This is a genomic window from Zarconia sp., assembly GCF_057467645.1.
In genome coordinates this window covers 38,911-62,606 of the sequence record NZ_JBRJXU010000170.1, presented here as the reverse complement: position 1 = coordinate 62,606, position 23,696 = coordinate 38,911, and the positions used below count along the sequence as shown (strand labels likewise).

Below are 23,696 nucleotides of genomic sequence, written 5' to 3'. Positions count from 1 at the left end.
GATTGCCTGCTCACATCCACCGGAATCTAAAAAACCTACACTTGTAAGGGGAGAAACGGGAGCAAGATGCTCCCACGATGTACGGTTAATTATCCTCCGAAGCTCCCGATGCTGCCCATGTCCCCGATGCTTTTAATCCCGAGCTGGAACCGTCCACCACGCAAGGGCATAGGGTTGAGTGTCATCGTTCGCCTGCCGGTTGTATTCGACGCGGATTTTATAGCGTCCGGTTTCGGGGACGGCATGGAAGACATGTTCGGTACTATCCACCTCGGATTCAGAAGACCAGATACTGTTGGCTGGGTCGTTTTCTTCCAAGGGCATGAGATAGACGTTAAGGTCGTTCAAGCCCCGATCGAGAAAAGTTTCTCCTTCATCGTAGCGATCGTTGCCATTGGTGTCATTGAGTTCCACTACCCGATTCCAGCTTAAGGTGAGGGCGACGTGACTTCCAGCCTGTAAGGGTTTTTCTAAAATGTACTCTCGAGATTCTCCTACGGTGATGCGATCGTAATTCCAACCGATGGGCGGAACGGGAGAACTGGATTTCCACTGACCGGGGCTGAATTGTTCGTAGGCGCGATAGGCATTGAGATGTCCGGTACCCATATCCCCGTGGAAGGGAATGACGCGATCGTTGTGGGCATCGGAGGCAAACCAATCGCTGCTTTGCTTATCGCTAATCGTCCGGGTCATCCCTTGGAGCAAGCCGTCGCCACTGTCGGCTACTTTCTCAGCAGAGTTGAGCATCACGGCTTTCATCACCTCGTGACGGCGCGCGTCCAAACTCCAGTGGGGTTGGCGGCTGCTAAGCTGGCGATCGCCGTATTCTTGCAGAAGGGCCACCGTTGCGGCAACGTGGGGGGAGGCAAAACTCGTACCGGTATTTTGAGAAACCGTGCCTTCGCGATCGATTAAATTGACATTCCGACCGGGGGCGAGGATATTCACCAATCGCCGACCGTCTACGTTGGTTTCTAAACCCACCAGCCGACTTTCAACCCCAGTAAAGACGCTGCCCAAATTCGAGACATCCACCTGGCGAAAAACCCCCTCTTCCTCGCGGGAGAAGGCAACGTTAATGCCGTTGAAGTTATCGGTAGGGATGGGAATGCCGCCGCTGCCTTGATTGCCGGCAATCGCGTAGAGAACGTTGTGGGCTGATGCCGACCAATCGACGCAGAGGGTGAGTAGCGCGTTGCCATCGAGTTGGGCGTCCGGTCGGGGATCGAGATAGAGGGGTTCGCCAAAGCTGAAGTTAATGGCGCGCACGTCGTTACCGTTTTGTTCGGCAACGTGCTGGGTCGTCAAACACTCCTGTTCTTGGCGGTTCATTCCCATGCCCAGGGCGGCCCCAGCGGAGTAGAGTCGCGCTTCGGGGGCGACGCCCGGTACGGCTTTGGCCGAGCTGACCATCACCCCGGCGACGCTTTGAGCGTGACCGTCGAGGTTCGTATCGCTCTGGGCGGGAGCATTACGAAAAAACACGCCAGCTGGTGCCGTGCCGCCAACAGGAAGCGTATATTTGTCGAGACCGAATTGAGCGGGTCTGCCGATTTCCACTTGACCGATGGCGATTTTTCGACCTCTGAGATTGTAGGGGGGGTCGTGCAGTCGGCGAGCGTCAATTCCCGCTTCTCCAACGGAGATGGCTCGGGCGATACCGTGCCATCCCAAGCAAGATAACCCGAGGATACCGGCAATAGAGAGCAATTGTTTCGCAGTCTTGGGCTCGATCAATGGAGTGACTCCAATCTCAACGGTCGCAACGATCGAGTCGCCAACCGATCGCCTTCTATTTGGGTTGGGAAGTTGCGATCGAGCCGCTCCCTCGATTTCCCGGTTGCCATCGACGGGGTTGGTTGCCGCGAGCTTAGGATGAGGTGAAAGGTCGATCGCCGATGTTCCCAAAGGTGAGTTCATCTTGAGATTCGAGGAGAACCCGAGGTCGTTCTTTTCACCGAAGTCCTACAAGTTGGCAACGGGTCTGGCGCTTTTGCGATTGTTTCGAGCGCCTGGGCGATGGAGGATCGATCGTTCCAAAATCCCGAGTAGAAAACGGATTCGGTCGATTTAACTCGACTTCACCCTCAAATTGTGCCACGCAGCTCTGGAGTTTGCCAACTTGGGTTTGTGACCGATGTCGCGGTTTCATTGTCGGTCTTTCGCGAAGACCGCATCTGCTAACGCACCAAATAGTATGTATTAAACTTTTAAGTGCCTAAAGAAAAATTTTGTTTGTTGTTCCCCCCTCCACCAGAAAAATACATTTTTTAGAGAGGGGATGAGATCGAACATTTTTTTAGATTTTAGAACCCGGAATAAAAAATTATAAATTTATCAAAAAGAAATAAATTAAATTATTTTTATACAAAAAATTTAAGATAATTAGGCTCTCTTATTTTTCTTGCGCATATCTTAAAATAGATTCTAAAACGCCCTTTAATTAGGAAAAAACAGGAATACTGCAGTTGCTCGAACATATCATTAAAATTTTTAAATTATTCTAATTAAGATCGTAAAATTTATTTTTTAATAGTTTCTTAATTTTTAAAAAATAAAAATATCGATCGCGGTCAGATAATCTATCCTTCTCGGCTAAAAAAATAGATCTAAAATCTTCGGATATCACTTTACCCGAGCGACCAATTTCGTTAAAATGCTGCCATATAGATCCCGATGGAATCATCCCGTCACAGCTCATGTTTGCTCAGAATTCTCCACCGCTTCCAGCAGCTGCTTCATCGATCGTCCTGGTATTTTTAAGTGGATGTGGGGGAGAGCCGCAAGCCGCCGCTCCACCTCCGGTGCCAGTGGAAGTGACGCGGGTAAGCTTCGATCGCGTCGAGAGCAGCGATACCTTCAACGCCCGTTTGCGCGCCGAGCAAGTTGCCCAGATCCGTCCCCAGGTTAGCGGTCAGGTGAGTCAAGTTTTCGTCGATCTGGGAGATTTCGTCGTCCGAGGCGATCCGCTGTTTGCCATCGATCCGGCGCAGCAAGCGGCGATCGTCCGCTCTCGGGAAGCTGCCGTTCGAGTGACCGAGGCAGGTCGGGCCAATGCCGTCGCTAACCTCAGAGCCGAAGAACGAGAGCTAGACCGCATCCGAGCCGAGCAAGCCAATCTTTCCGAAGGCTCCCTCCTGAGCGACGCTCGCGCCCAAGTGGCCGCCGAACGAGCCGAACTCCAACGACGGCAAGCCGTGCTTGAATACAGCCGCAAAGAAGAGAAACGATACCGCGAACTCGCCGATGGGGGAGCTGTGGCGCGGGAACGCTACGACGCAGCAGTGCGAGACCTACAACAAGCCGAAGCCGATGTCGCCAACCAAGAAGATGAAGTACGCTCGGCCATCGCTGCGGTCGGTGCGGCCGAGCGAGATCTCGATCGCCGCCAAGCCACCCTCGACGCCCAAATCGCCACCCAAAACGAGTTAATCGCCGCGGCAGCCCTCAACGTCGTCACCATCGACGAACAAATCCAGCAGGCAGAAGCCGAAGTCCAAGAGGGGGCGGTAGAGCTGGGATACTACAACGTTCGCGCCCCCTTCGACGGCGTTATCGGCGACGTTCCCACTAAAGCGGGGGATTACGTTACCCCCCAAACGGATCTCACCACCGTTAACCAAAACCAACCCCTGGAAGTCCTCATCGAGGTACCCATCGAAGCCGCATCTCGCATCCGCCAGGGCATGACCGTCGAACTGCTCTATCCGAATGGAGAATCCGTGGGCATCAGTCAAGTCTCCTTCGTCGCTCCGGAAGCAAACTCCGACACCCAAACCGTCCAGGTGAAAGCCCTCTACGGCAATAGCTTAGGCGAACTGCGTACGGACGAATTGGTGCGGGCGCGGGTGATTTGGGAGGAAGAAGAAGGTCTCACCGTGCCCTTTGCCTCCGTGACGCGCATTGGCGATCAAGCCTTCGTATTCGTCGTCAATGGAGAGTCCGAAGCATCAGAAAGCGATCGCTCCGAGGAACCCTCTTTATTGGTTTCTCAAGTTCCCGTTAAATTGGGATCGCTCCAAGACCAAAGCTACGAAGTGGTGTCCGGTGTAGATGTCGGCGATCGCATCGTCTCCTCGGGAGTACAAAAACTCTCGAATAACACCCCCGTGGTGATTCGCGCCGACGAGGATAGTGCCGCTCGATCGAACCCCGAACCGGAATCTTAGATGTGATGGGAGCTTCGGGAGAGGGGGAGACAAGGGGACAAGGGGACAAGGGGACAAGGGGACAAGGGAGAATTTTGCCTCCCAAGCGCTCGTTGCCTCCAAAGCCTCCCAAGCCTCCCAAGCGCTCGTTGCCCCCAAAGCTTCCCCAGCTTCCCCAGTTCCAAAATCCTCCCAAGAAGGGCGAAGCATTTGGATATGTCAGATTTCGTTTTTCGCATAATTTATTGCCCAAATGCTTTGCCCCTACAGGTCTCTTCTCAAATCCCCTTGAATCATGCTTTTCAGCATCGCCGATCCTTTCATCCGCCGCCCCGTTCTGACCACGGTGTGCAGTATCATCATCGTTCTCGTCGGGGCGATCGCGATCCCGATTTTACCGATCGCCCAACTGCCGCAAATTGCCCCCACTCAGGTCGAAGTCACCTCCAGTTACATCGGGGCGGACGCGCAAACCGCCGAAAATACCGTCACCACCATTATCGAGCGGGAAATTAACGGCGTGGAGGATATGCGGTATATGTCCTCCAACACCAGTAACGATGGGGTGACGAACATCCAGGTGTCGTTCCCCGTAGATGTCGATCGCAATATCGCCCAGGTGAACGTTCAGAACCGAGTGGCGATCGCCGAACCTCAACTCCCAGCAGAGGTTCGCCAAACGGGAGTCACCACTCGTCTGTCTTCCCCGGATATTTTGCTCGGGATTGCCTTTTTTGCGGAAAACGGCGAGTACGACGATCTATTTTTAAGTAACTACCTGGATTTATTCGTTCTCGATCTGATTCAGCGCATCCCTGGAGTTGGGCGGTTGACCGTCTTCGGCGAGCGCAAATACGCTATGCGCTTGTGGCTCGATCCCAACAAACTCGCCCAGCGTCAACTGACTGCCCAGGATGTCGTCGACGCCCTCGAAGAACAAAACTTGCAAGTGGGGGCTGGAAAAATCGGTCAGCAACCCGCTCCTGCCGGTCAAGAGTTTGAAATTACCCTGCGTGCCGAGGGTCGTTTTGAAACCGCGACCGAATTTGAGGAACTCGTCCTCAAAGTGGGGGAAAATGGCAACCTCGTCCAACTCAGAGACGTTGGGCGAGTGGAGTTAGGTGCCGAAAACTATGACTCCTCGGCCACCTTTAACGGTCTACCCACCGTCGGCTTGGGAATCTCGCAACTGCCCGGTAGCAACGCCCTCAACGTCGCCGCCGCCGTCAAAGCCGAAGTCGCCGAACTTGCCGAAAATTTCCCGCCGGGGATGCAATACGAAATTGCCTTCGATTCGACTCTTTTTATCGATGCTTCCCTACGAGAAGTGGTGTGGACGCTGGTTCAAGCCATCGGTTTGGTGATTTTAGTCATCTATATCTTTCTGCAAGACTGGCGCACCACCCTAATTCCCGCCGTGGCCATCCCCGTCTCCCTCATCGGCACCATGGCATTCATCCTGGCGTTTGGGTTTGAAATCAATACTCTGACGCTGTTCGGTTGCGTCTTGGCCACGGGTTTGGTGGTAGATGACGGCATCGTGGTGGTTGAAGAAATTGCCACCAAAATCGAAAACGGGATGAGACCCCGGGTGGCGGCTTTAGAAGCGATGAACGAGCTGTCGGGGGCAGTGGTTTCCACCTCCTTGGTGTTGATGGCGGTGTTCGTTCCCGTGGCTTTCTTCCCGGGTACCACCGGGGTGATTTACCGCCAGTTCGCCCTCACCATTGCCTTTGCCATCGTCCTCTCCACCTTCAACGCCCTGACCTTTTCCCCGAGTATGTCGGCCCTGCTGCTGCGCCGTCAGGGAGAAAAAACCGGGCCCCTGGGTTGGTTTTTCAACCTATTTAACCAAGTCTTCGGCTGGATAAGCGATCGCTACCGCTCGTTAATTTGCTTCCTCACCCGGATTAAATGGTTAGTATTGGCTGCCTTTGCTGCATCGTTAGTGGGAACGGTTTTCGTCTACCAAGCAGTTCCCAGCGGATTTGTCACCGAAGAAGACCAAGGCTATTTCTTTACGATCGCCATCTCCCCCGATGGCGTTTCCCTCAATTACACCAATGAGGTTCTCGAAAAAATCGCCCGAGAATTCGAGCAAATTCCCGAAATCCAAAGCTACTTCGGCATTGGGGGGTTTGGATTCGATGGCAACGGGTCGAATAAGGGCTTTTTCTTTACCCGCCTCAAAGATTGGGAGGAGCGTCCCAACTACGCTCAATCGGTTTATTCCATTCTCGGACGACTCAACCAAGCCTATGCCGAAAATATTCCCGATGCCCTGATTTTTTCGGTGAACGCACCCCCTGTCCCCGGTTTGAGCAACTTCGGCGGTTTTGAGATGCAGCTTCAAGATCGACGGGGCAACCCGATTTCTGCCTTAGTGGCAAACGCCCAGAATATGATGGCCGAGGCAAGCCAGCACCCGGCATTGCAAGGGGTTTTTACTCAATTTACGGCGAATACGCCCCAGATCGAAATTAGTATCGATCGCAACCGCGCCAAAGCCCTCGATATCGACATCGAGGACATATTTACCACCTTACAAACCTATCTTGGATCGACTTACGTCAACGATTTCGTTCTCGGACAGCGCCAGTATCGGGTCTACGCCCAAGCGGAAGGGGAATTTCGATCGAAACCCGAAGATTTGCGAGCGCTCTACGTGCGATCGGAGAATGGGAATATGGTTTCCTTGGGCAACCTCGTCGAACTCACCACCTTCACCGGTCCGCAAACGATTCCCCACTACAACCTATTTCGATCGATTAAACTCCAGGGCAACCCTGCCCCCGGTTACAGTTCCGGACAAGCGATCGCCGCGATGGAGGAGATTGCCGCACGCACCCTCGACCCCGGTTTCGGTTACGAGTGGACGGGAACGGCCCTCGAAGAACTCTCCTCCGGCGGTCAAGCCCCGATTATTTTCCTCTTGGGGCTGATTATGGTGTTTCTCGTCCTTTCCGCACAGTACGAAAGCTACATCGACCCCGTCATCATCCTGCTCACCGTCCCCTTGGCGATTTTGGGGGCACTGTCGGCGATTTGGCTGCGCACCAACGTCCTGGGATTAGTGATTCCGGGGCAAAACGTCGTCAACGACGTGTACTGTCAAATTGGGTTGGTGATGCTCATCGGGTTGGCCAGTAAAAACGCGATTTTGATTGTCGAGTTTGCCAACCAATCGCGCCAAGAAGGGATGGGGATTTCCCAAGCAGCCATTTATGCCGCCCAACAGCGATTTCGTCCGATTTTGATGACGGCGATTTCCAGCTTGATTGGATTTTTCCCCCTGGTGACGGCATCCGGTGCCGGTTCGGCCAGTCGGTGGTCGTTGGGAACTGCGGTATTTGGGGGAATGCTGGTGGCGACGGTGTTGAGTTTGCTGGTGGTTCCCGTGCTTTATATCATTATCAAGAGTTTGGCCGATCGCTACCTCTCGGGTAATTCCCCGCCGCCGAGTTCGCCGCCAACGAGATCGGACGATCGCCCCACGCACACTCCTAAAACCCCCGAAAGTGCACTCCCCGCATCCGCAAGTCCGATGCAGTCAGAACTTGATGGCGCCGGCGGTTCGTCAGCCATCGGCGAGGCAAAATAACGTCACGAGCGAGCATCGGGGGCAACGAGCGCTTCGAAGGCTTCGTTGTCTTCCGTTTCCCCCATTTCTCCCCTCTCCGCGTCACCGCGTCCCCGCATCCCCGCGTCTTCCCGATCCCCCCATCTTCCGTCCCATGGCAAACCCCCGACACATCCCCAAATGTGCCGGTCGATCGCTCAGTTTCCAAACCTGCACCGTATCGAATCCGGCCGCTTCCACCAGTTTTCCCAAACACGCCAGCGTCGGCGACCAAAAATTGGTGTCGTTCTCGTGTAACTCGTCGGTGGGGTAAAACTCCATCACCATTTGTCCTCCCCCGTACCCCTTCCCCAGACCGCCGCGATAGGGACTGTAATCATCTAAAATCGTCGATTCCACGTAGATTTCCCCGTCGCAAATTGCCGCCAACCGATCCAACGCCAGGAGGGGATAGCGCAGATGGTACAGGGTGCCGAAGCAGAACACCACATCAAACCGTCCCAGTTTGGCTTCGCTGACATCGTATACCGACATCTCAGTCCGCTTGCATCTTCGATCGTCGTAGCCGAAGGCTTCCCGGCAGCAATCAAACGTATCCCAAGCGCGACGATCTGCCTCTTCTAAGCGTCCCAAATAATCGGAAAAATCATCGATCGCCACCACCTCCGAAGCCCCCCGTTTCAGAGCTTCAAACGTCCAAAAACCATCCCATGCCCCGACATCCAACACCCGATTCCCCGTCAAATCCGCCGGAATACCGAATTTTTCTGGTTCTGTCGGCCAGCCGCCGGGGGTTACGACGCCGCCAGGTAGCTCGATTTTGTGATACCAAAAGGGGAAAGAAGCAACTTTTTGTTTCAGGGTTTTTTGTTGTAGAGTTCCCGCAGCAAAAGTTGGCACTGAGGAAGTTGTCGCTGGGGAAGTTTCAACCGAGGTTTCCGGAACCAGTACTTCCAATAACCGATCGACGACTTGCGACCAAGTATAGCCGTTGCGAACGAATTCCGGTCCCGATCGATTTCGGGCGCAAGCGAATCGATCGCCATCGATAACTTGCCCCATTAACTCCACCAAATGCTCTAAATTTGGGTTAAAAATCCATCGATCTTCCCCATTCACTTCCATCGTTTCTTTCGTACTTTCAATGGATAATGCAAAGTCCGATCGGGTAAAATCATCCGTCGGTCCCCCTGCCGTACAAATTACCGGTAAACCGCAGGCGATCGCTTCAAGAACCGGTAGATTGAACCCTTCGGCTAAATAGGGAGAAACATAAGCATCGGCGGCTTGATATAACTGTGCTACTTGAGCAAAAGAATAATCTTCACCGATATACGCTAGTTTCGGAACGACACGTTCTATTTCTCGATCGGTGAGGGTATTCTTCATCGCTTTTAACACAGCTTTTTGCGAGCTATAAAGCGACTCTGTACCTTTGAGTATCAGCCGCGAATCGGGATATTTTTCCACCACCGCAGCAAATGCTTTCAGTAGAGGACAAATTCCCTTGCGATTGTTCATCGCGCTGACGTTTAAAAATATAAAATGATTATCCCATCCCAGCTTTCGGCGCAGGTGAATTCGCTCTTCTTGTCCGAGGGGGTAGCACACCTTCGGATCGAAACCCAAGGGTACGACAACGGTGCGTTCGGGATTTGCACCGCTATTGATAAAACCGGCTCTCGACCATTGCGATGACGTTATAATTACCGTATCGGTATCGCCGTGAACTCGATCGAGCGATCGAACTTTCATCAAATTCAGCATTTCTTTCTGAACGATGCCGTGTTCGGTCAAGCCAAATACGCAGGTTTTCTTGGCATTAGCTGGTGTTAAATCGAAGGGCATTTGCATTCGCAACACTGCATCGGCAAATTGTCCCAATTCGGGTTCTCGAATTTGCCGTAAATTTTCCTCATCTTCTAGGGAAAGCAATCCCGTTACCGGCTGCCAATCGCATAAATAGCGCATCTCCCGATGGAATAGTTCGATATTCGATCGCCGTAATAATTCTAAGAGTTGAAACTGATTAACAATCGCATATGATTGTGATAAAAAACGCCATCCTTCAACAATTATTTTCATTTTAATAAAATTGGAATAATTCAATTTATAGCGCTTCGCGCTAGTTTATTTACATGATTGAATAAATCGATTTTTCTATTCCCTATTCCCCATCCCCTATTCCCCATCTCAATCCAACATTACAGCCAATAATCGATCGACGATGTGCCGCCAAGTATAGCCATTTTCCACAAATCGAACTGAGGCTTGGCGCGCCCGTTCGAGAAATGCTGGTTGTTCGATCGCCTGACACATCAACTCGATGGTGTGTTCTAAATCGGGATGTAAATAAAAGCGACGTTCGCCATCAATTTCGGTAATTTCCAACTTACTTTTAATATGAAGGGCAAAGTCCGATGTCGTAAAATCATCCGTCGGGCCGCCTTGAGTGCAAATAACCGGTAACCCGCAAGCGGCTGCTTCCAACACTGGCATATTAAACCCCTCTGCCAGATAGGGAGAGACATAGGCATCAGCAATTTGATGAAGTTGCGCCATCTCCTGCGCCGAAAGATTGTCTCCGAGATAGGCAATCCGGGGAATGACTCGCGCCGCTTCCGCCTCCGTCAAAATCGCTTTCATATCCCCAACGATAAATTGCCGAGATTTGCGCAGTGCCTCCGTTCCCTTGAGAATCAGCCGCGCCTCCGGGTAGCGTTCCACCACCGCCGCAAAAGCTTTGAGTAACGGACGAATCCCCTTATTCCAGGTCATGATACTAATATTCAAAAACGCGAAACAGCCATCGATGCCGTATTTTTTTCGCAATGCCGTTCGTTCCTCTGGAGACAGGGGGTAAAAGGTTCGAGTATCGACCCCGTGGGGAACCACGACAACCCGATCGGGATTTGCCCCACTCCGCAGAAACCCCCGCCGCGACCATTGGGAGGGGGTGATAATTATCGTATCGGTATCGTGGTGAGCATCCCAAAACGCTGGAACCCCCATCAAATTCAGCATCAGTTTCTGGACGATCCCCCATTCCGTCGTCGCAAACACGCAAGTTCGATCGGCATTGGCGGGTTTGAGATTGTAAGGCATAAACACCCGCAACACCGCATCGACTGGGGTCTCTGGAAGTGGGGTTGGGATTTGACTGAGGGTGCGTTCGGCATCGGCATCGAGCAATCCCCGCCTTGGTTGCCAGTTGCGATCGAAGTAGGGCATTTCCCGATGAAACAGTTGCAGTTCGGGGCGCTGCCACATCTCAAGTAACTGAAACTGATTGACGATGGCGAAGGAGTGGGGAACGAAGCGCCAACCCTCAACAACAACGGACTGGGGCGGTTTGGGGGATGAAATCTCTGGATTCAAAATCTGTGTGAAATACGGGCAACAGAACGATCGATGGGTTCAGTTTACCGGGATTTTGGAGTGATATAGCGGTTCTCATACTCATGAGGTACAGAGTTTCTGGGAATAGGGAATGGGGAACGAGAAAGTGAAAAATGGAATTTAGGTGTACCTCACAAGGCGCGAGAATTGCTATATATAGCAGTCGCCATTCGAGTTAGATAATGTCGTCATATCCAAAATTTCCGACTTCAAACCGTCTGAAACCGCGTCAGAACAAGAGTCTGACGCGGCTCCTGAATCTTTGTCTCACCCCAGGGCGATCGCATCTTCTCGTGAATAATCCAGGTTAGGACTTCTGGTAATGGTCCAGAAAAATTTCCACGGCAGCTTTGACAGCCGCATTCCGTTCCTGGGTTGAGATGGGTTCCTGCCCTGCCATTAGCTCTGGCCAGAATGCGATTTCCTTAATCAACCCACAGAATTGAGCCGCAGCCATCTCGGAGTTGCGAATCTTCAAGCGACCGTCTTTTTTTCCTGCCTCAAAGAAGGCAATCATGTCTTGTCTCAACCGGGCATGCGCCTTGACAGTGTTGTGTGCCCACTCAGGCGACTGAATGAAGCGAGAAATCACCACTCGTGACAGCTTCATGAAGTCCGGGTCAGTGATGGTTGTGGTAAACGTGTTCCCAATGGCTAGCAACTGTTCATCCAGGGGCTTCTCTTTGGAATACTCGTGGGATGGCATCTCCCCGACTCGCTGCAATATCTCATCGACAATTGCTTGGAAGAGGTTGTCTTTGCTCGGAAAGTGGTCATAGACCGTTCGCTTCGATACGTTTGCCACCTCAGCGATTCGGTCCATACTCGTTCCGGAAAATCCACGGGACAAAAATTCTTCGGTTGCTGCTTCGATAACGGCCGCTCGCTTTGGGCTCTTTCGCCGAGCATTTTTTTTGGGGTTGGCAATCATCTTTATTGCTCCTTTTGTCAAGCTGCAAACTAGTGCACCGCGGCAGAAATCACTGACCCGCTCTCAAGCACTGAAAGCTATGAACAGTAAGCATTTTTAATTTTACGTGCATCGCGATCGGTGTCGGTTTGAGTCCCGTTCAACTTTTCAAGACGCATTTTTAATTCCGCCTAGCGGCACTAGTCGGCACATACACTGCACAGTGTAGTCTAAACAAAAAATAGCGAGGGAGCAAATCCGTGTTTGCTGTCGTTGTATCCACGCGCCCATTAACGATCGCGGCTTGACAGTACAACCGAGGATGGTTTTCACGAAAAGACATCAAGAGTATTGACAGAGGCTTTTAAGTAAACTACACTGTGTAGTGTGAATAAAGATTCCGATCGAGATAAAACCCACCCAAGCTCTCTGAGAGTGCCACGCAACTTTCATCACAACTTGAGGATTCGAGCCATGCTTAAGCGACTCACCAACTTTTCGCTCAAAATGTTCACCGTGCTGTTTCCCTCCCAGAAGCCGCTCCTGTTCGCTGGCCCAGATTCGACAATCCAGCTCGCATCTCTGGCTCAAGCATCTGGAAGCAAACGACCTTTGCTCGTGACCGAGAAGTTTCTGCTGAAACTGGGGCTCCTCGATGAGGTGCTCGAACACTTCAAGAATCAAGGCTGCGAAGTGACAGTCTTCGACGGCATCATTCCCAATCCCACCTACGAGGTGATTGAAGCGGGCATACGAGCATGCAAAGAGAACGACTGTGACAGCGTCTTTGCTGTCGGGGGTGGGTCTGCTATTGATGCAGCCAAAACGATTGCCGCTTGCTACTCCAACGAAGTTAGCGTCGAGCAGGTCGTTGGCTTGCTAAAAGTTAAAAAGCCAACGTTGCCCTTCTACGTGGTACCAACAACCTCTGGTACGGGTTCGGAAGTTACTAATTCAGCCGTCATCTCCGAGACCCAAACCCATCAGAAGAAGTTTGTTGTCGATCCAAAGCTGATTCCGTCTGCGGCGGCACTCGACCCAAACATGCTGAAGTCACTGCCACCGCATATTACGGCAGCAACCGGGATGGATGCCGTAATATGCGGTGGAGTCCTACACCTCGGTAAATCGATTCAGTGATGCCGAACGAGATGCGAAGTTAGCCGTCAAACTGCTTCTCGAGCATCTGCCTGTTGTTTATGAAGACGGGAAAAACCTTGAATCTCGCCAGTTAGTCGCACTTGCATCCTTCTTGGCTGCTTACTCGTTCAATAAATCGGGTCTTGGCTACGTGCATGCTATTTCGCATCAGCTCAGTGCTCACTACAATACGCCCCACGGATTGACCAATGCCGTCATCCTGCCACGAGTCTTGCGGTTCAATAAACCAGCATGCTCGGACCGATTTGCCAATCTCGAACGGATGCTAAGCGGGACAAATGGTGGCTCTGACGAGCAACTGGCTGACAGATTTATCGCACGAGTTGACGCTCTGTCTGAGCGACTGAACATTCCGAGCGGATTCAAAGAACTTGAGACGAAGCACTTCGACGCGATTACCAGCAAGGCTCTCGAGGAGGCCAGGTCGTTCTATGCCGTACCAAGGCTGATGAACCGAGCACAGTGCAAAGAAATTCTCGCCTCTATCTCGCAAGAAGCTCAAGCCGAAAGTCATGGGACACAGCAGCTTGTTTCTGTCGCAATCTAGCTGCTAGGTACTTGCGTAAACAACAAATATTGACGCTTATTGCTCATTGGGAGACCTCATCGTGAAGACCCAAACTATCGCCATCGCGAACGATCGTGAAGTGAAGAATCGATTTGAAAACCAACATCAAACCAATCAGAAGGAGATCGCCATGAATCCCCAAGCCGCAGCTGCCATCACCGAGCAAGAAGTCCAAGGGTTAGTTGAAAATCAACGCCAGTATTTTCGCAGCAATGCCACACGTCCGGTTGAGTTTCGGATCGAGCAGCTAGAGAAGTTTCGCGACCTCATTCGCCGTTATGAAGACGAGCTCTACGCAGCTATCTATGAGGACTTCGGCAAGTCGAAATATCATACCCAGTTGACTGAAATCTTTCCTCTGTTTGAGGAGCTAAAGATCGCGATCGAGAACGTCAAGAAATGGGTCAAGCCTCGGAAGGTTTCAACCAATTTGCTCAACCAACCCGGCAAAAGCTACATCGTGCCAGAACCGCTTGGCGTCACACTGGTAATTGGAGCCTGGAACTTTCCCTACAATCTTTCCTTGACTCCGGTTGTCGGGTCCATGGTTGCAGGAAACACAACGATTCTCAAACCCAGCGAGTTGCCCGAAGAAACCAGCCGAGTGATGGCGAAGCTGATTAACGAGAACTTCGACCCCAACTACTTGAGGGTGGTTGAAGGTGGCATCCCGGAAACGACGGCATTGCTCAATCAACGCTTCGACAAAATTTTCTTCACCGGGAGTCCCCAGGTTGGGAAAATCGTCAATCAGGCAGCAGCCCCACATTTAACAAACGTCACATTGGAGTTAGGCGGTAAGAACCCGGCTATCTTCGCTGAGGATGCCGCAGTGGATGTCGGTGTCAAGCGCCTCATTTGGTCGAAGTTCGTAAACTCCGGACAACTCTGCCTTGCCCCAGACTACGTTCTAGTACACAAGAGCATCAAAGACAGAGTCCTTGAGCGAATGGTGCATGAGATCGAGAAGCACGACTATTCGGTGGAAAACAAGAACTTCGTCAGAATCATCAACGAGCGAAACTTCGACCGCGTCACCGCACTGATTGACCCCGACAAAGTCTACTACGGCGGCGAAACGAACCGGGAAGAGCGGGTCATTGAGCCAACGGTGATGCATAACGTTTCACTCGATGATGCGGTCATGCAAGACGAAATCTTCGGTCCCATTATTGCTGTCCTCGAGTACGAGACTCTCGATGAGGCTTTTGAAATCGTCAAGCGCTTCGAAAAGCCACTGGCTGCTTACCTATTCTCCAACGACAAGGCCACCAAGCAGCGATTCTTGAGTGAGATTCCCTTTGGCAGTGGTGCCATTAATGACGCAGTGATGCAAATCACCAATTCCAACCTTCCGTTCGGAGGAGTCGGTCACAGCGGCATGGGACGCTATCACGGCGAGTATAGCTTCGAGTGTTTCTCGCACTTCAAATCTATCCTAGAGAAAGCCAACTTCTTTGAAGCCGACCTGAAGTACTACGGACATTCCGATACCCAAATGAAGTTGATTCGGGCGTTGGGTTAAGAATCTAGATCGCTTTGACCTAGCCTAGGTTTTGTTGACATTTGGCGTTCAACCCCATGTGATGACTGAATTTCATCTTTACGAGCGAAATGCTTTGTAAACACTGGGGGTCAAGACTTCCAGTATGAAATGTCAACAGAACCTAGTGCTGCTATGCAGAATGAAAAATGCAAAATTCAAAATGAAAAATGTTTACTGTATAGAGCTTTCACCGGTTGAGAGCTGGGTAGTTATTTCTGCGGCGCTGTACTAGTCTCAGCTAACGGTCTATGAGGGTTTCGCTAGCAATCGACAGTGTATCCGTCGATTGCTAATTCTTTTCTCGAACGAGAGTCCGAACAGATCGCTGAGGAAGTTCGAGCAATCTCCCTCGGTTAATCAAAGAAGCGATTGTTTTGGCTGAGGTTGATGTTATGGCGCGATCGTCGGCTATCTCTTCTCTCCACTCAAAATCCAGTTTTTATGTGTATTTTTGTGGAAAATTATTGTTAATCGATCGTATAAATCAATTTTTTAGGGCGAATTTTTATCGCGAACAAACAGAAAATAAATCGGCACGGTATTTCAACCCAAACACATTTCTCAAAATTCGATATTTTTGAGGATATTAAAATTGATTTAGATTAATTTATAAGAATTTCGGGAACTTAAGCGCCACTCTAGAATTCTTACACAGATGTGCTCTCTCTAAATTGATTCCAGAAAGTCACTCAAGTAAGCAAGACCGGGGTGTTAGGATGCTCAAAATTTCGGATGAATTCAGCAAAGTCATCGGTAAAGCCAAAGCCGTTATGGGGTCAATCGATCCGGAGATCGACCCAACCCGCTCGAACTCGATCGCCAAACTCAACCTCTCAATTATCACGCAATTTTATCCTCCCGATTATGCCGCCACGGGTCAGCTCGTTCAAGAACTGGCAACCCAACTGAGCCAGCAGGGAATCTCGGTTCATATTTTTACCGGACAACCGGGATATGCTTTTGATGATGATACCGCACCGCCCGTGGAACGATTCGAGGGGCTGTCCGTACGGCGATCGCGCATCGCGCGCTGGTGGCCCAAACGCATACGCGGCAAAGCTCTTAATGGGGTAGTCTTTTGCTTTCGGGCGGGTCTGCATTTACTCAAATCTTGTTGGCGGGGGGATGTCTTGTTAATCACGAGCGCGCCGCCTTTTTTACCGATTTTAGGATACCTTGCTAACCTCTATTTTGATATCCCCTACGTTTATTTAATCTATGATTTATATCCCGATGTAGCTATCGAACTGAATGTCGTTCCTCCAGAACATGGCATCGTCAAGTTGTGGAACTTTATCAACCGTAAAGTCTTGCAAAATGCCAAAGCCATTATCGTTTTGAGTTCGACGATGAAAGAACGAACGATTTCCAAATGCGAGGGCATCGCCGACAAAATTGCGATCGTTCATAACTGGGCCGATCCCCAGTGGATTCAACCCATTCCCAAAGCCCAAAACTGGTTCGCACGCAAACATCAACTTCTCGATCGCTTTATTGTCTTATACTCGGGCAATCTCGGACGCGCTCACGAGATCGAGACGATCGTATCCGCCGCCCAACACTTACAAAACGAACCGATTCAGTTCGTATTTATCGGCGATGGAGCTAAGAAACCCATTTGCCGCCGGAAAGTAGAGGAATTGGGGTTATCCAATTGCGTGTTTTTGCCCTATCAAGATAAACAGGTTTTGCCCTATTCCCTCACCGCCGGAGACCTCTCTTTGGTCAGTATCGCACCGGGTTTAGAAGGCACCATCGCCCCGAGTAAGCTCTACGGAATTTTGGCTTCCGGACGACCCGTGGCTGCCATTTGCGAATCCCACTCCTATCTCAATCCCCTTCTCGCCGATGCCCAATGCGGCGAAACCTTTACCCACGGGGATGGCGAAGGTCTCGCCGATTTTATTCGCCAGTTAGCCGCCAATCCCGAAAAAGCCCGTCGCCTGGGTGAAGCGGGACGGCGCTACCTGGAATCTCACTTTACCCCCCAAATTATTGCCGAGCAATACTTACAGCTTCTCCTGCCCTTAGGAGAACGACTCAAACAAGCGGGATTGCTCTCCGAGGTTCAGTTGAAACAGGCGATCGAAACCCAGCGAACCCACCGTCCCCGTCGGCGATTGGGCGAAATAATCGTCCAACACGGGATGCTATCGCGAGAAACCGTCGATTTGTTTGCCAATCGATGATGGGGGATGGGGTCAGAAATCGCCCGTTTCGCGCACGATCCGAAACGGATTTTTAAAAAAACAGGTAAGCATTCATCGGTCTGGGGTTCTTTCGACTAAGCTAGGAATTCATAGCCTTGGGCACGGAAATCTGTTGAAATTTTGGGCCTTGAGCCTGATTTCAAACTGACGGCCGATCGCTGAATGCTGACCTCTATTTTGAATCCTCCTCCAAAGTAATTCGATCCCGAACTGACGTTAAATCAATGTTTAAAAAATCCTCAACGTTACAGGCATTAACCATGACTCTGGTAACGATCGCCCCACTCTTTCTTTTACAAGAAGAAGCGATCGCCTCCACTCCAGTCGTCATCGCTCAAAAACCCATTCCCAGTTCTCGATCGGCAATTGACGAGGAATATCGTCTCGGACCGGGAGATCGCTTGCAAGTCGATTTTCTCAACTTTCCCGAATACACCGGTGAAACTCAAGTCCTCGTCGATGGTTCGGTGAACTTAACCCTGGTGGGTCGAGTTTCTGTTGAAGGCTTAACCCTCGATCGAGCTGCGGCCAACATTCGCGATGCCTATAGCTACTACGTTCGCCGACCGAGTTTGACCGTTAGTTTAACCGTACCCCGCCCGCTGCGACTGGGGGTGACTGGAGAAGTCAATCGTCCCGGTTCTTATACCATCGCCCCCTCGGAAAGCGCCCAATTCCCCACCGTCACCGAAGCCCTCGAACAGGCCGGGGGCATTACCCAAGGGGCAGATTTACGCCAAGTTCGCATCCAGCGCACTCAGCCGGGAGGTGTTCCCCAGCAAATAAGCGTGGATTTGTGGGCGCTGTTGCAAAATAACGACCTTTCCCAGGATATCGTTCTGCGAGATGGCGACGAAATTTTCGTGCCGACAACTACCGCCTTGAACTTATCCGAATCCCCTCAAATCGCCGAAGCCAGCTTTGCCGCCGACACTGCCCAACCGCTGAATATAGCTGTGGTAGGGGAAGTTGCCCGTCCCGGTTCCTATACCGTTGAGGTGGCGGCAGGGGAGCAACCTCGATTAACTCGGGCCTTGGAAGCCGCTGGTGGGGTGACTCCCACAGCCGATATCGGGCAAATTCAAGTTCGCCGTCCCACCCGAACCGGAGACATTCAAATTATTGCCACGGATTTATGGCAACTGCTGCGAGGGGGCGATCGCACTCAAGATTTGATTCTCCAACAGGGAGATACGGTGGTGATTCCGACCGCAGAAGAAATCGAGATGGCGGATGCACAGTATTTAGCAGCGGCGAGTTTTGCCGCCGATCGCACCCAACCGCTGAATATAGCCGTGGTGGGGGAAGTTGCCCGTCCGGGACCCCATGTCGTCAATAACGAAGCCGATCCCGCCGGAACGCGATCGCTACCCACCGTAACGCGGGCGATTCAGGTGGCGGGAGGCATTACCCAACTCGCCGACGTGCGCAACATCGAAGTGCGACGGATTACGCGGGATGGTACGGAACGAGTCCTGGATGTAGATTTGTGGCAACTTTTGCAAGCGGGAGATTTGCAGCAAGATGTCCTCTTGCAACCGGGTGATACGATCGTCGTTCCCCTTGCCGAAACCCCGACCCCAGAAGAAACTGCCCAATTGGCCGCTGCCAGTTTCTCCCCGGATACGATTCCCGTTAACGTGATTGGAGAAGTGGAAAAACCGGGACAAATCCTCGTTCCCCCCAATACTCCCCTCAATCAAGCCATTCTGGTGGCTGGCGGCTTTAACAATCGCGCCAGCGAAGGGCAAGTGGAACTCCTGCGCCTCAACCCCGATGGCACCGTCGATCGACGCACGATCGAAATCGATTTAGGCGCAAATCTCGACGGAGACAGTAACCCCAGCTTGCGACCCAACGACGTGATTGTGGTCGATCGATCTGGAGTGACGGAAGTGACGGATTTTATCGGTCAGGTGGTCAGTCCCTTTATCGCCCCATTCCGCTTCTTCAGATTGTTTTAACGCTGTTTTGGGTGTGAGGCTTCGGAGGCTTCGGGAGCTTGGGAAGCTTCGGGGGCAGAGGAAGAGTCAACAGTGGGAGCATCTTGCTCCCGTTTCTCCCATTTCCCGCGTTTCCCCCGTTTCTCTCTCTCCTTGTCCCCTTGTCCCCTTGTCCCCTTGTCCCCTTGTCCCTCCCATCTATCCCTCATCGATCGCCAATTTGAGAGTATCGACAAAATCGGGATAGGAAATCGAAGCCGCTTCCGCACGGGCGATCGTGGTGGTTCCCGTTGCCATCAGGGCCGCGATCGCCAAACTCATGGCAATCCGATGGTCGTCGTGGCTGTCCACTTCTGTCCCCGTTAGCGGCGTGCCCCCCTCGATTTCCAAGCCATCGGGATGTTCGGTAACCCGCGCCCCCATGCGATTGAGTTGAGCGGCCATCACTGCGAGGCGATCGCTTTCTTTAACCCGTAACTCCGCCGCATCCTGAATCACCGTCGTGCCCCGAGCAAAAACCGCCGCCACCGCCAGAATCGGAATTTCGTCGATGGCACGGGGAATCAAATCCCCGCATAGGTGGCAGGCTTTGAGTTGCGTGTGGCGCACCCGCAAATCCGCCACCGGTTCCCCCGCCACTTCCCGAGAGTTCTCCAGGGTAATATCGGCCCCCATCATCTCCAATGCGTCTAAAATACCCGTGCGGGTGGGGTTAACTCCCACATTTTCAATCGTTAACTCCGACCCCGGTACGATCGAGGCGGCCACCAACCAAAACGCTGCCGAACTGATATCCCCCGGAACCACCACCTCCCGTCCCTGGAGTTGTGCCGGCCCGGTAACGGTGACGCTTTTCGTTTCGGGATCGACTTGAATATTCGCCCCAAACGCCCGCAACATCCGTTCGCTGTGGTCTCGCGACAGGGCGGGTTCGGTGACGGTGGTTTCCCCTTCTACCCCCAACCCCGCCAGCAATATACAAGACTTCACCTGTGCCGATGCAATGGGGGAGTGGTAATGCATCGGTTTGAGTTGCTGCCCCAGTACCGACAGGGGAGCAAGTCGGCTACCTTGGCGACCCCAAATGGTTGCTCCCATGCGCTCTAAGGGTTTGACGACGCGAGACATGGGACGAGATCGCAATGATGCATCCCCCGTCACGGTGAAAAATCGCTCCGGTGCAGAGGCGAGCAATCCCAACATCAACCGCAGCGTCGTGCCCGAATTCCCCGCATTCAAGACATCTTCCGGTTCTTGCAACTCCCCATCTTCGATACCCTGCACCCGGACGAATTCCGCATTCAGCGGCGAAATTTGCGCGCCCATCGCCCGAAAACAATGAGCCGTCGATCGGGGATCTTCCCCCAGCAGCAGACCCCGAATCACCGTTTCTCCCGAGGCGATCGACCCCAACATCAACGCGCGATGAGAAATGGACTTATCTCCAGGGATGCCGATCCGACCCCGCAAACTCAAGCCCGATCGAGGTGGCTGCAAAATCAAACTCTGGTGTTTTTTTGAGGTTTCGACTGTTACGATGGGGTAAGGCATTGGGTTCAACGATTAGGGGGTTGTCTAGTCATCCTACCGCGTTCGGTCAACCCCAAACGTTCATCTAATGTGATGTAAAAACTGTCCCTTCACCGAAGTTTATGCTGACGCATCACCGCAAGCCTGCCTGTCTTTCTCTCGTCTCAACCGATCTGCCTATTTGGTCGGTGGTGGAAACGGCGGCAACCCTCTATCAGAAAGACCAAGAGCGGTTTCACGTTCTGTTGAGCGAACCGACGGTGCGCGGATGGCAGCCTCCCGGTGAGGGAAAAGCAGAAGCAAACGCCTCGACGAACGATTCCGATAAACATAAAGACAGTCCCCGCTTGTTGTGGCTGGAAATCTCCCCTTACCGGACGATCGTCACCATGCAACACCAAGGAACCTACAGCTACCGCCATCTCTTGGAACGGGGAATGTACGGCATCAGTCGCTACTGGCTGCGCAGCGACACTGGCACCACTCCCAATCAAATGCGCTTGCGCAACTACACTCGCAGTTTAACCCTCTCGGGATACCCGTTTCCGGAACATCTGCGCCTCGAATACGAATTATGGACGGGGAAAGTTCGGTTGGGGCGGTACGTTCTCAATTTGGAAATTCAACAATAGGGTTTGTTTTAAGTAATAAGTAATAAGTAATAAGTTTTTTAGGTTTTAATCACTAGGAGACGAACTCAAAATTACTAATTACTTATCCCTTAAAGACCGTTCATCAAATGAAAGCTGTTTAGAAATATGCGATCGAGGAAGCTTCGATCGATACCGGCGCTTTCACTACAAGAACAGGAACGTCGTTAAAAATAACTCATATCCACAGGAAATACGACATCATCACCTTCATAAAATTGAGCGACTAGCTCTCCAAAGTTTAGATATATTTCAGCTCTTTACATCATTAGGTTCTGTGATTTTTCTGGGATACTAAAACCTATTTTTTATCGTTTTATTTTATATATCTTAGGTAATTTTATAGGTTTTAGACGATTACCAACTTAGGCGATCGACTTCAGTTTAGCTTAATTACTGGGTTTTATTTATGTTTAAAACAATAAATTTTTTAGTGCTCATAAATGTAAATTCTAATTGGCGATAAACGACTAAGTAAATAGCTTTATTATAAATATTGAGATGGTAATATTCCTAAATAGCACCTAAAATCCCAACTTATTACTTATTACTTATAACCTATTACTTAAATAAAAATGCTTTCTACTCAACCCGCTTGGACCAAAGCCGTCACTCGTCCCGCCCGGGAATTTGCACCCACCCCATTAGAAATACTCAGTGGTGAAATTCCGCCGGGATTGCGAGGAACCCTGTATCGTAACGGTCCAGCGCGATTGGAACGCGGGGGAATGCGGATGGGACATTGGTTCGATGGCGATGGGGCGATTCTGGCCGTTCGATTCGCCGAATCCCCAGATATCGGTTCCCAGGCAACGGCAACCTATCGCTACGTTCAAACCGCCGGATACCAAGCCGAAACCGCTGCGGGGAAATTCCTCTACGGTAACTACGGAACGATCGCCCCCGGTCCGATTTGGCGGCGATGGACGACATCGGTCAAGAATGCAGCGAATACCTCAGTGTTGGCATTGCCCGATCGCCTCTTAGCCCTGTGGGAAGGGGGCAAACCCCACACCCTGGACTTGCAAACCCTCGAAACCTCCGGCATCGACGATCTCTCGGGATTGGGGAAAAATATGAACTACTCCGCCCATCCCAAATGCGATTTTACAACTGGGGAAATTTTTAATTTTGGGGTCAGTGCGGGAGCCAAAACGAGCCTCCATCTTTACTGCAGCGATGCCACTGGCAAAATCGTTCGTCAATCTGCGTTTCCCCTCGATGGCGTTCCCCTCATCCACGATTTCGTCCTCGCGGGAAACTATCTCGTCTTTTTCTTGCCCCCCCTGCGGTTGGATATCTTCCGGGCTTTGGTGGGTTTGACCAGTTTTAGCGATGGAATGCAGTGGCAGCCGCAACTCGGAACCCAGATTTTAGTCTTCGATCGCCGCACTCTTTCTTTAGTGAGTCGGCAAGAAACGGAACCCTGGTTTCAGTGGCATTTTGCCAACGGTTACTCGACTCAAGAGGGAGAAATTATCGTCGATTTTGTCCGCTACCGGGACTTTACCACCAACCAACGCCTCAAGGAAGTGGCAACGGGACGCACGCAAACTGAAGCAGACGGCACCCTGTGGCGGGTGCGATTGGACGGGCAAACGGGAAAAGTGTTGGGCACTGAAGAATTGCTCGATCGCCCCTGCGAGTTTCCCATCGTACCGCCCCAGCAGGTGGGTCGCATTTCGCCCCATTTCTACCTATCGATGCACCGTCCCAATGCCGAACGCGCGCGGGAACTATACGGGGCGATCGCCCGCTTCGATTGCGATTCTCAAACCCTAACGGTTGCCGATCTGGGGGAAAATCGCTATCCCTCCGAACCCATATACGCACCAGATGCCTTGGATGCCGATCTCGGTTGGGTGTTGACAGTCGTCTATGATGGCAATCTCGATCGATCTGAAATCTGGGTATTCGATCGCAACGGACTAAATGAAGAACCCACCTGTCGGTTGCGACTCCCCGATGTGGTTTCCCTCGGATTTCACGGGACTTGGAAACCTGACGTGGCGAAGAATGGGGCTTGATGAAGTTCTAAATACCGAATT

General features: G+C 51.7%; 14 protein-coding genes. 9 read left to right on the top strand and 5 right to left on the bottom strand.

The genetic code is table 11. The annotated features are described in order from the left end of the window. Nucleotides 1-132: 132 nt before the first annotated feature. Nucleotides 133-1,923 carry a S8 family serine peptidase gene (locus AC2215_RS25085; protein WP_486812756.1) on the bottom strand — a complete coding sequence of 597 codons (1,791 nt, stop codon included), beginning with the start codon at nt 1,921-1,923 and terminating at the stop codon, nt 133-135. A 779-nt stretch (nt 1,924-2,702) separates the two neighbouring features. Here AC2215_RS25085 and AC2215_RS25080 point away from each other — a divergent pair. Next, nucleotides 2,703-4,172 carry an efflux RND transporter periplasmic adaptor subunit gene (locus AC2215_RS25080; RefSeq protein WP_486812755.1) on the top strand — a complete coding sequence of 490 codons (1,470 nt, stop codon included), beginning with the start codon at nt 2,703-2,705 and terminating at the stop codon, nt 4,170-4,172. 274 nt (nt 4,173-4,446) lie between these two features. Beyond that, nucleotides 4,447-7,752, top strand: coding sequence for an efflux RND transporter permease subunit (locus AC2215_RS25075; RefSeq protein ID WP_486812754.1), 3,306 nt, complete (start codon nt 4,447-4,449; stop codon nt 7,750-7,752). An 81-nt stretch (nt 7,753-7,833) separates the two neighbouring features. Here the strand turns inward: AC2215_RS25075 and AC2215_RS25070 are convergent, their stop codons facing one another. The 3 genes from AC2215_RS25070 to AC2215_RS25060 all read right to left on the bottom strand — a co-directional run bounded on the left by AC2215_RS25070 (nt 7,834) and on the right by AC2215_RS25060 (nt 12,061). Further along, nucleotides 7,834-9,816 carry a glycosyltransferase gene (locus AC2215_RS25070; protein WP_486812753.1) on the bottom strand — a complete coding sequence of 661 codons (1,983 nt, stop codon included), beginning with the start codon at nt 9,814-9,816 and terminating at the stop codon, nt 7,834-7,836. Nucleotides 9,817-9,924: 108 nt separating this feature from the next. Further along, nucleotides 9,925-11,109 (bottom strand): glycosyltransferase, encoded by a 1,185-nt coding sequence (locus AC2215_RS25065; protein WP_486812752.1) that lies wholly within the window; start codon nt 11,107-11,109, stop codon nt 9,925-9,927. A 328-nt stretch (nt 11,110-11,437) separates the two neighbouring features. Beyond that, a complete protein-coding gene (locus AC2215_RS25060) occupies nt 11,438-12,061 on the bottom strand; it encodes a TetR/AcrR family transcriptional regulator (RefSeq protein ID WP_486812751.1) in 624 nt (207 codons plus the stop codon). A 453-nt stretch (nt 12,062-12,514) separates the two neighbouring features. On the opposite strand from AC2215_RS25060, the gene AC2215_RS25055 reads away from it, so the two are divergent. From AC2215_RS25055 to AC2215_RS25035, 5 genes are all read left to right on the top strand, one after another. Continuing rightward, nucleotides 12,515-13,180 carry an iron-containing alcohol dehydrogenase gene (locus AC2215_RS25055; protein ID WP_486812750.1) on the top strand — a complete coding sequence of 222 codons (666 nt, stop codon included), beginning with the start codon at nt 12,515-12,517 and terminating at the stop codon, nt 13,178-13,180. Beyond that, complete coding sequence (locus tag AC2215_RS25050) at nt 13,146-13,748, top strand: dehydroquinate synthase/iron-containing alcohol dehydrogenase family protein (protein ID WP_486812749.1); 603 nt, start codon at nt 13,146-13,148, stop codon at nt 13,746-13,748. The genes AC2215_RS25055 and AC2215_RS25050 overlap by 35 nt, the downstream gene beginning before the upstream one ends. Before the next feature lie 61 nt (nt 13,749-13,809). Next, nucleotides 13,810-15,294 (top strand): aldehyde dehydrogenase, encoded by a 1,485-nt coding sequence (locus tag AC2215_RS25045; RefSeq protein WP_486812748.1) that lies wholly within the window; start codon nt 13,810-13,812, stop codon nt 15,292-15,294. A 737-nt stretch (nt 15,295-16,031) separates the two neighbouring features. After that, nucleotides 16,032-17,504 carry a glycosyltransferase family 4 protein gene (locus AC2215_RS25040; protein ID WP_486812747.1) on the top strand — a complete coding sequence of 491 codons (1,473 nt, stop codon included), beginning with the start codon at nt 16,032-16,034 and terminating at the stop codon, nt 17,502-17,504. Nucleotides 17,505-17,785: 281 nt separating this feature from the next. Then, nucleotides 17,786-19,489, top strand: a complete 1,704-nt coding sequence (locus tag AC2215_RS25035) for an SLBB domain-containing protein (RefSeq protein ID WP_486812746.1) — start codon at nt 17,786-17,788, stop codon at nt 19,487-19,489. Between the two features lie 177 nt (nt 19,490-19,666). Here the strand turns inward: AC2215_RS25035 and aroA are convergent, their stop codons facing one another. Next, nucleotides 19,667-21,019 (bottom strand): 3-phosphoshikimate 1-carboxyvinyltransferase, encoded by a 1,353-nt coding sequence (gene aroA, locus AC2215_RS25030; RefSeq protein ID WP_486812745.1) that lies wholly within the window; start codon nt 21,017-21,019, stop codon nt 19,667-19,669. Between the two features lie 101 nt (nt 21,020-21,120). Here aroA and AC2215_RS25025 point away from each other — a divergent pair, with 101 nt between their 5' ends. Together AC2215_RS25025 and AC2215_RS25020 are read left to right on the top strand one after the other, a co-directional pair. Then, nucleotides 21,121-21,630, top strand: a complete 510-nt coding sequence (locus AC2215_RS25025) for a hypothetical protein (RefSeq protein ID WP_486812744.1) — start codon at nt 21,121-21,123, stop codon at nt 21,628-21,630. A gap of 593 nt (nt 21,631-22,223) precedes the next feature. Further along, nucleotides 22,224-23,675: a carotenoid oxygenase family protein gene (locus AC2215_RS25020; protein WP_486812743.1), complete on the top strand. Its 1,452-nt coding sequence runs from the start codon at nt 22,224-22,226 to the stop codon at nt 23,673-23,675. The last annotated feature ends 21 nt before the right edge of the window (nt 23,676-23,696 follow it).

Excerpts from the sequence above, each read along its gene's own strand:
- AC2215_RS25085 (WP_486812756.1), bottom strand. The coding sequence starts at position 1,923 with ATGAACTCACCTTTGGGAACATCGGCGATCGACCTTTCACCTCATCCT.
- AC2215_RS25080 (WP_486812755.1), top strand. The coding sequence starts at position 2,703 with ATGTTTGCTCAGAATTCTCCACCGCTTCCAGCAGCTGCTTCATCGATC.
- AC2215_RS25075 (WP_486812754.1), top strand. The coding sequence starts at position 4,447 with ATGCTTTTCAGCATCGCCGATCCTTTCATCCGCCGCCCCGTTCTGACC.
- AC2215_RS25070 (WP_486812753.1), bottom strand. The coding sequence starts at position 9,816 with ATGAAAATAATTGTTGAAGGATGGCGTTTTTTATCACAATCATATGCG.
- AC2215_RS25060 (WP_486812751.1), bottom strand. The coding sequence starts at position 12,061 with ATGATTGCCAACCCCAAAAAAAATGCTCGGCGAAAGAGCCCAAAGCGA.
- AC2215_RS25055 (WP_486812750.1), top strand. The coding sequence starts at position 12,515 with ATGCTTAAGCGACTCACCAACTTTTCGCTCAAAATGTTCACCGTGCTG.
- AC2215_RS25040 (WP_486812747.1), top strand. The coding sequence starts at position 16,032 with ATGCTCAAAATTTCGGATGAATTCAGCAAAGTCATCGGTAAAGCCAAA.
- AC2215_RS25035 (WP_486812746.1), top strand. The coding sequence starts at position 17,786 with ATGACTCTGGTAACGATCGCCCCACTCTTTCTTTTACAAGAAGAAGCG.
- aroA (WP_486812745.1), bottom strand. The coding sequence starts at position 21,019 with ATGCCTTACCCCATCGTAACAGTCGAAACCTCAAAAAAACACCAGAGT.
- AC2215_RS25025 (WP_486812744.1), top strand. The coding sequence starts at position 21,121 with ATGCTGACGCATCACCGCAAGCCTGCCTGTCTTTCTCTCGTCTCAACC.
- AC2215_RS25020 (WP_486812743.1), top strand. The coding sequence starts at position 22,224 with ATGCTTTCTACTCAACCCGCTTGGACCAAAGCCGTCACTCGTCCCGCC.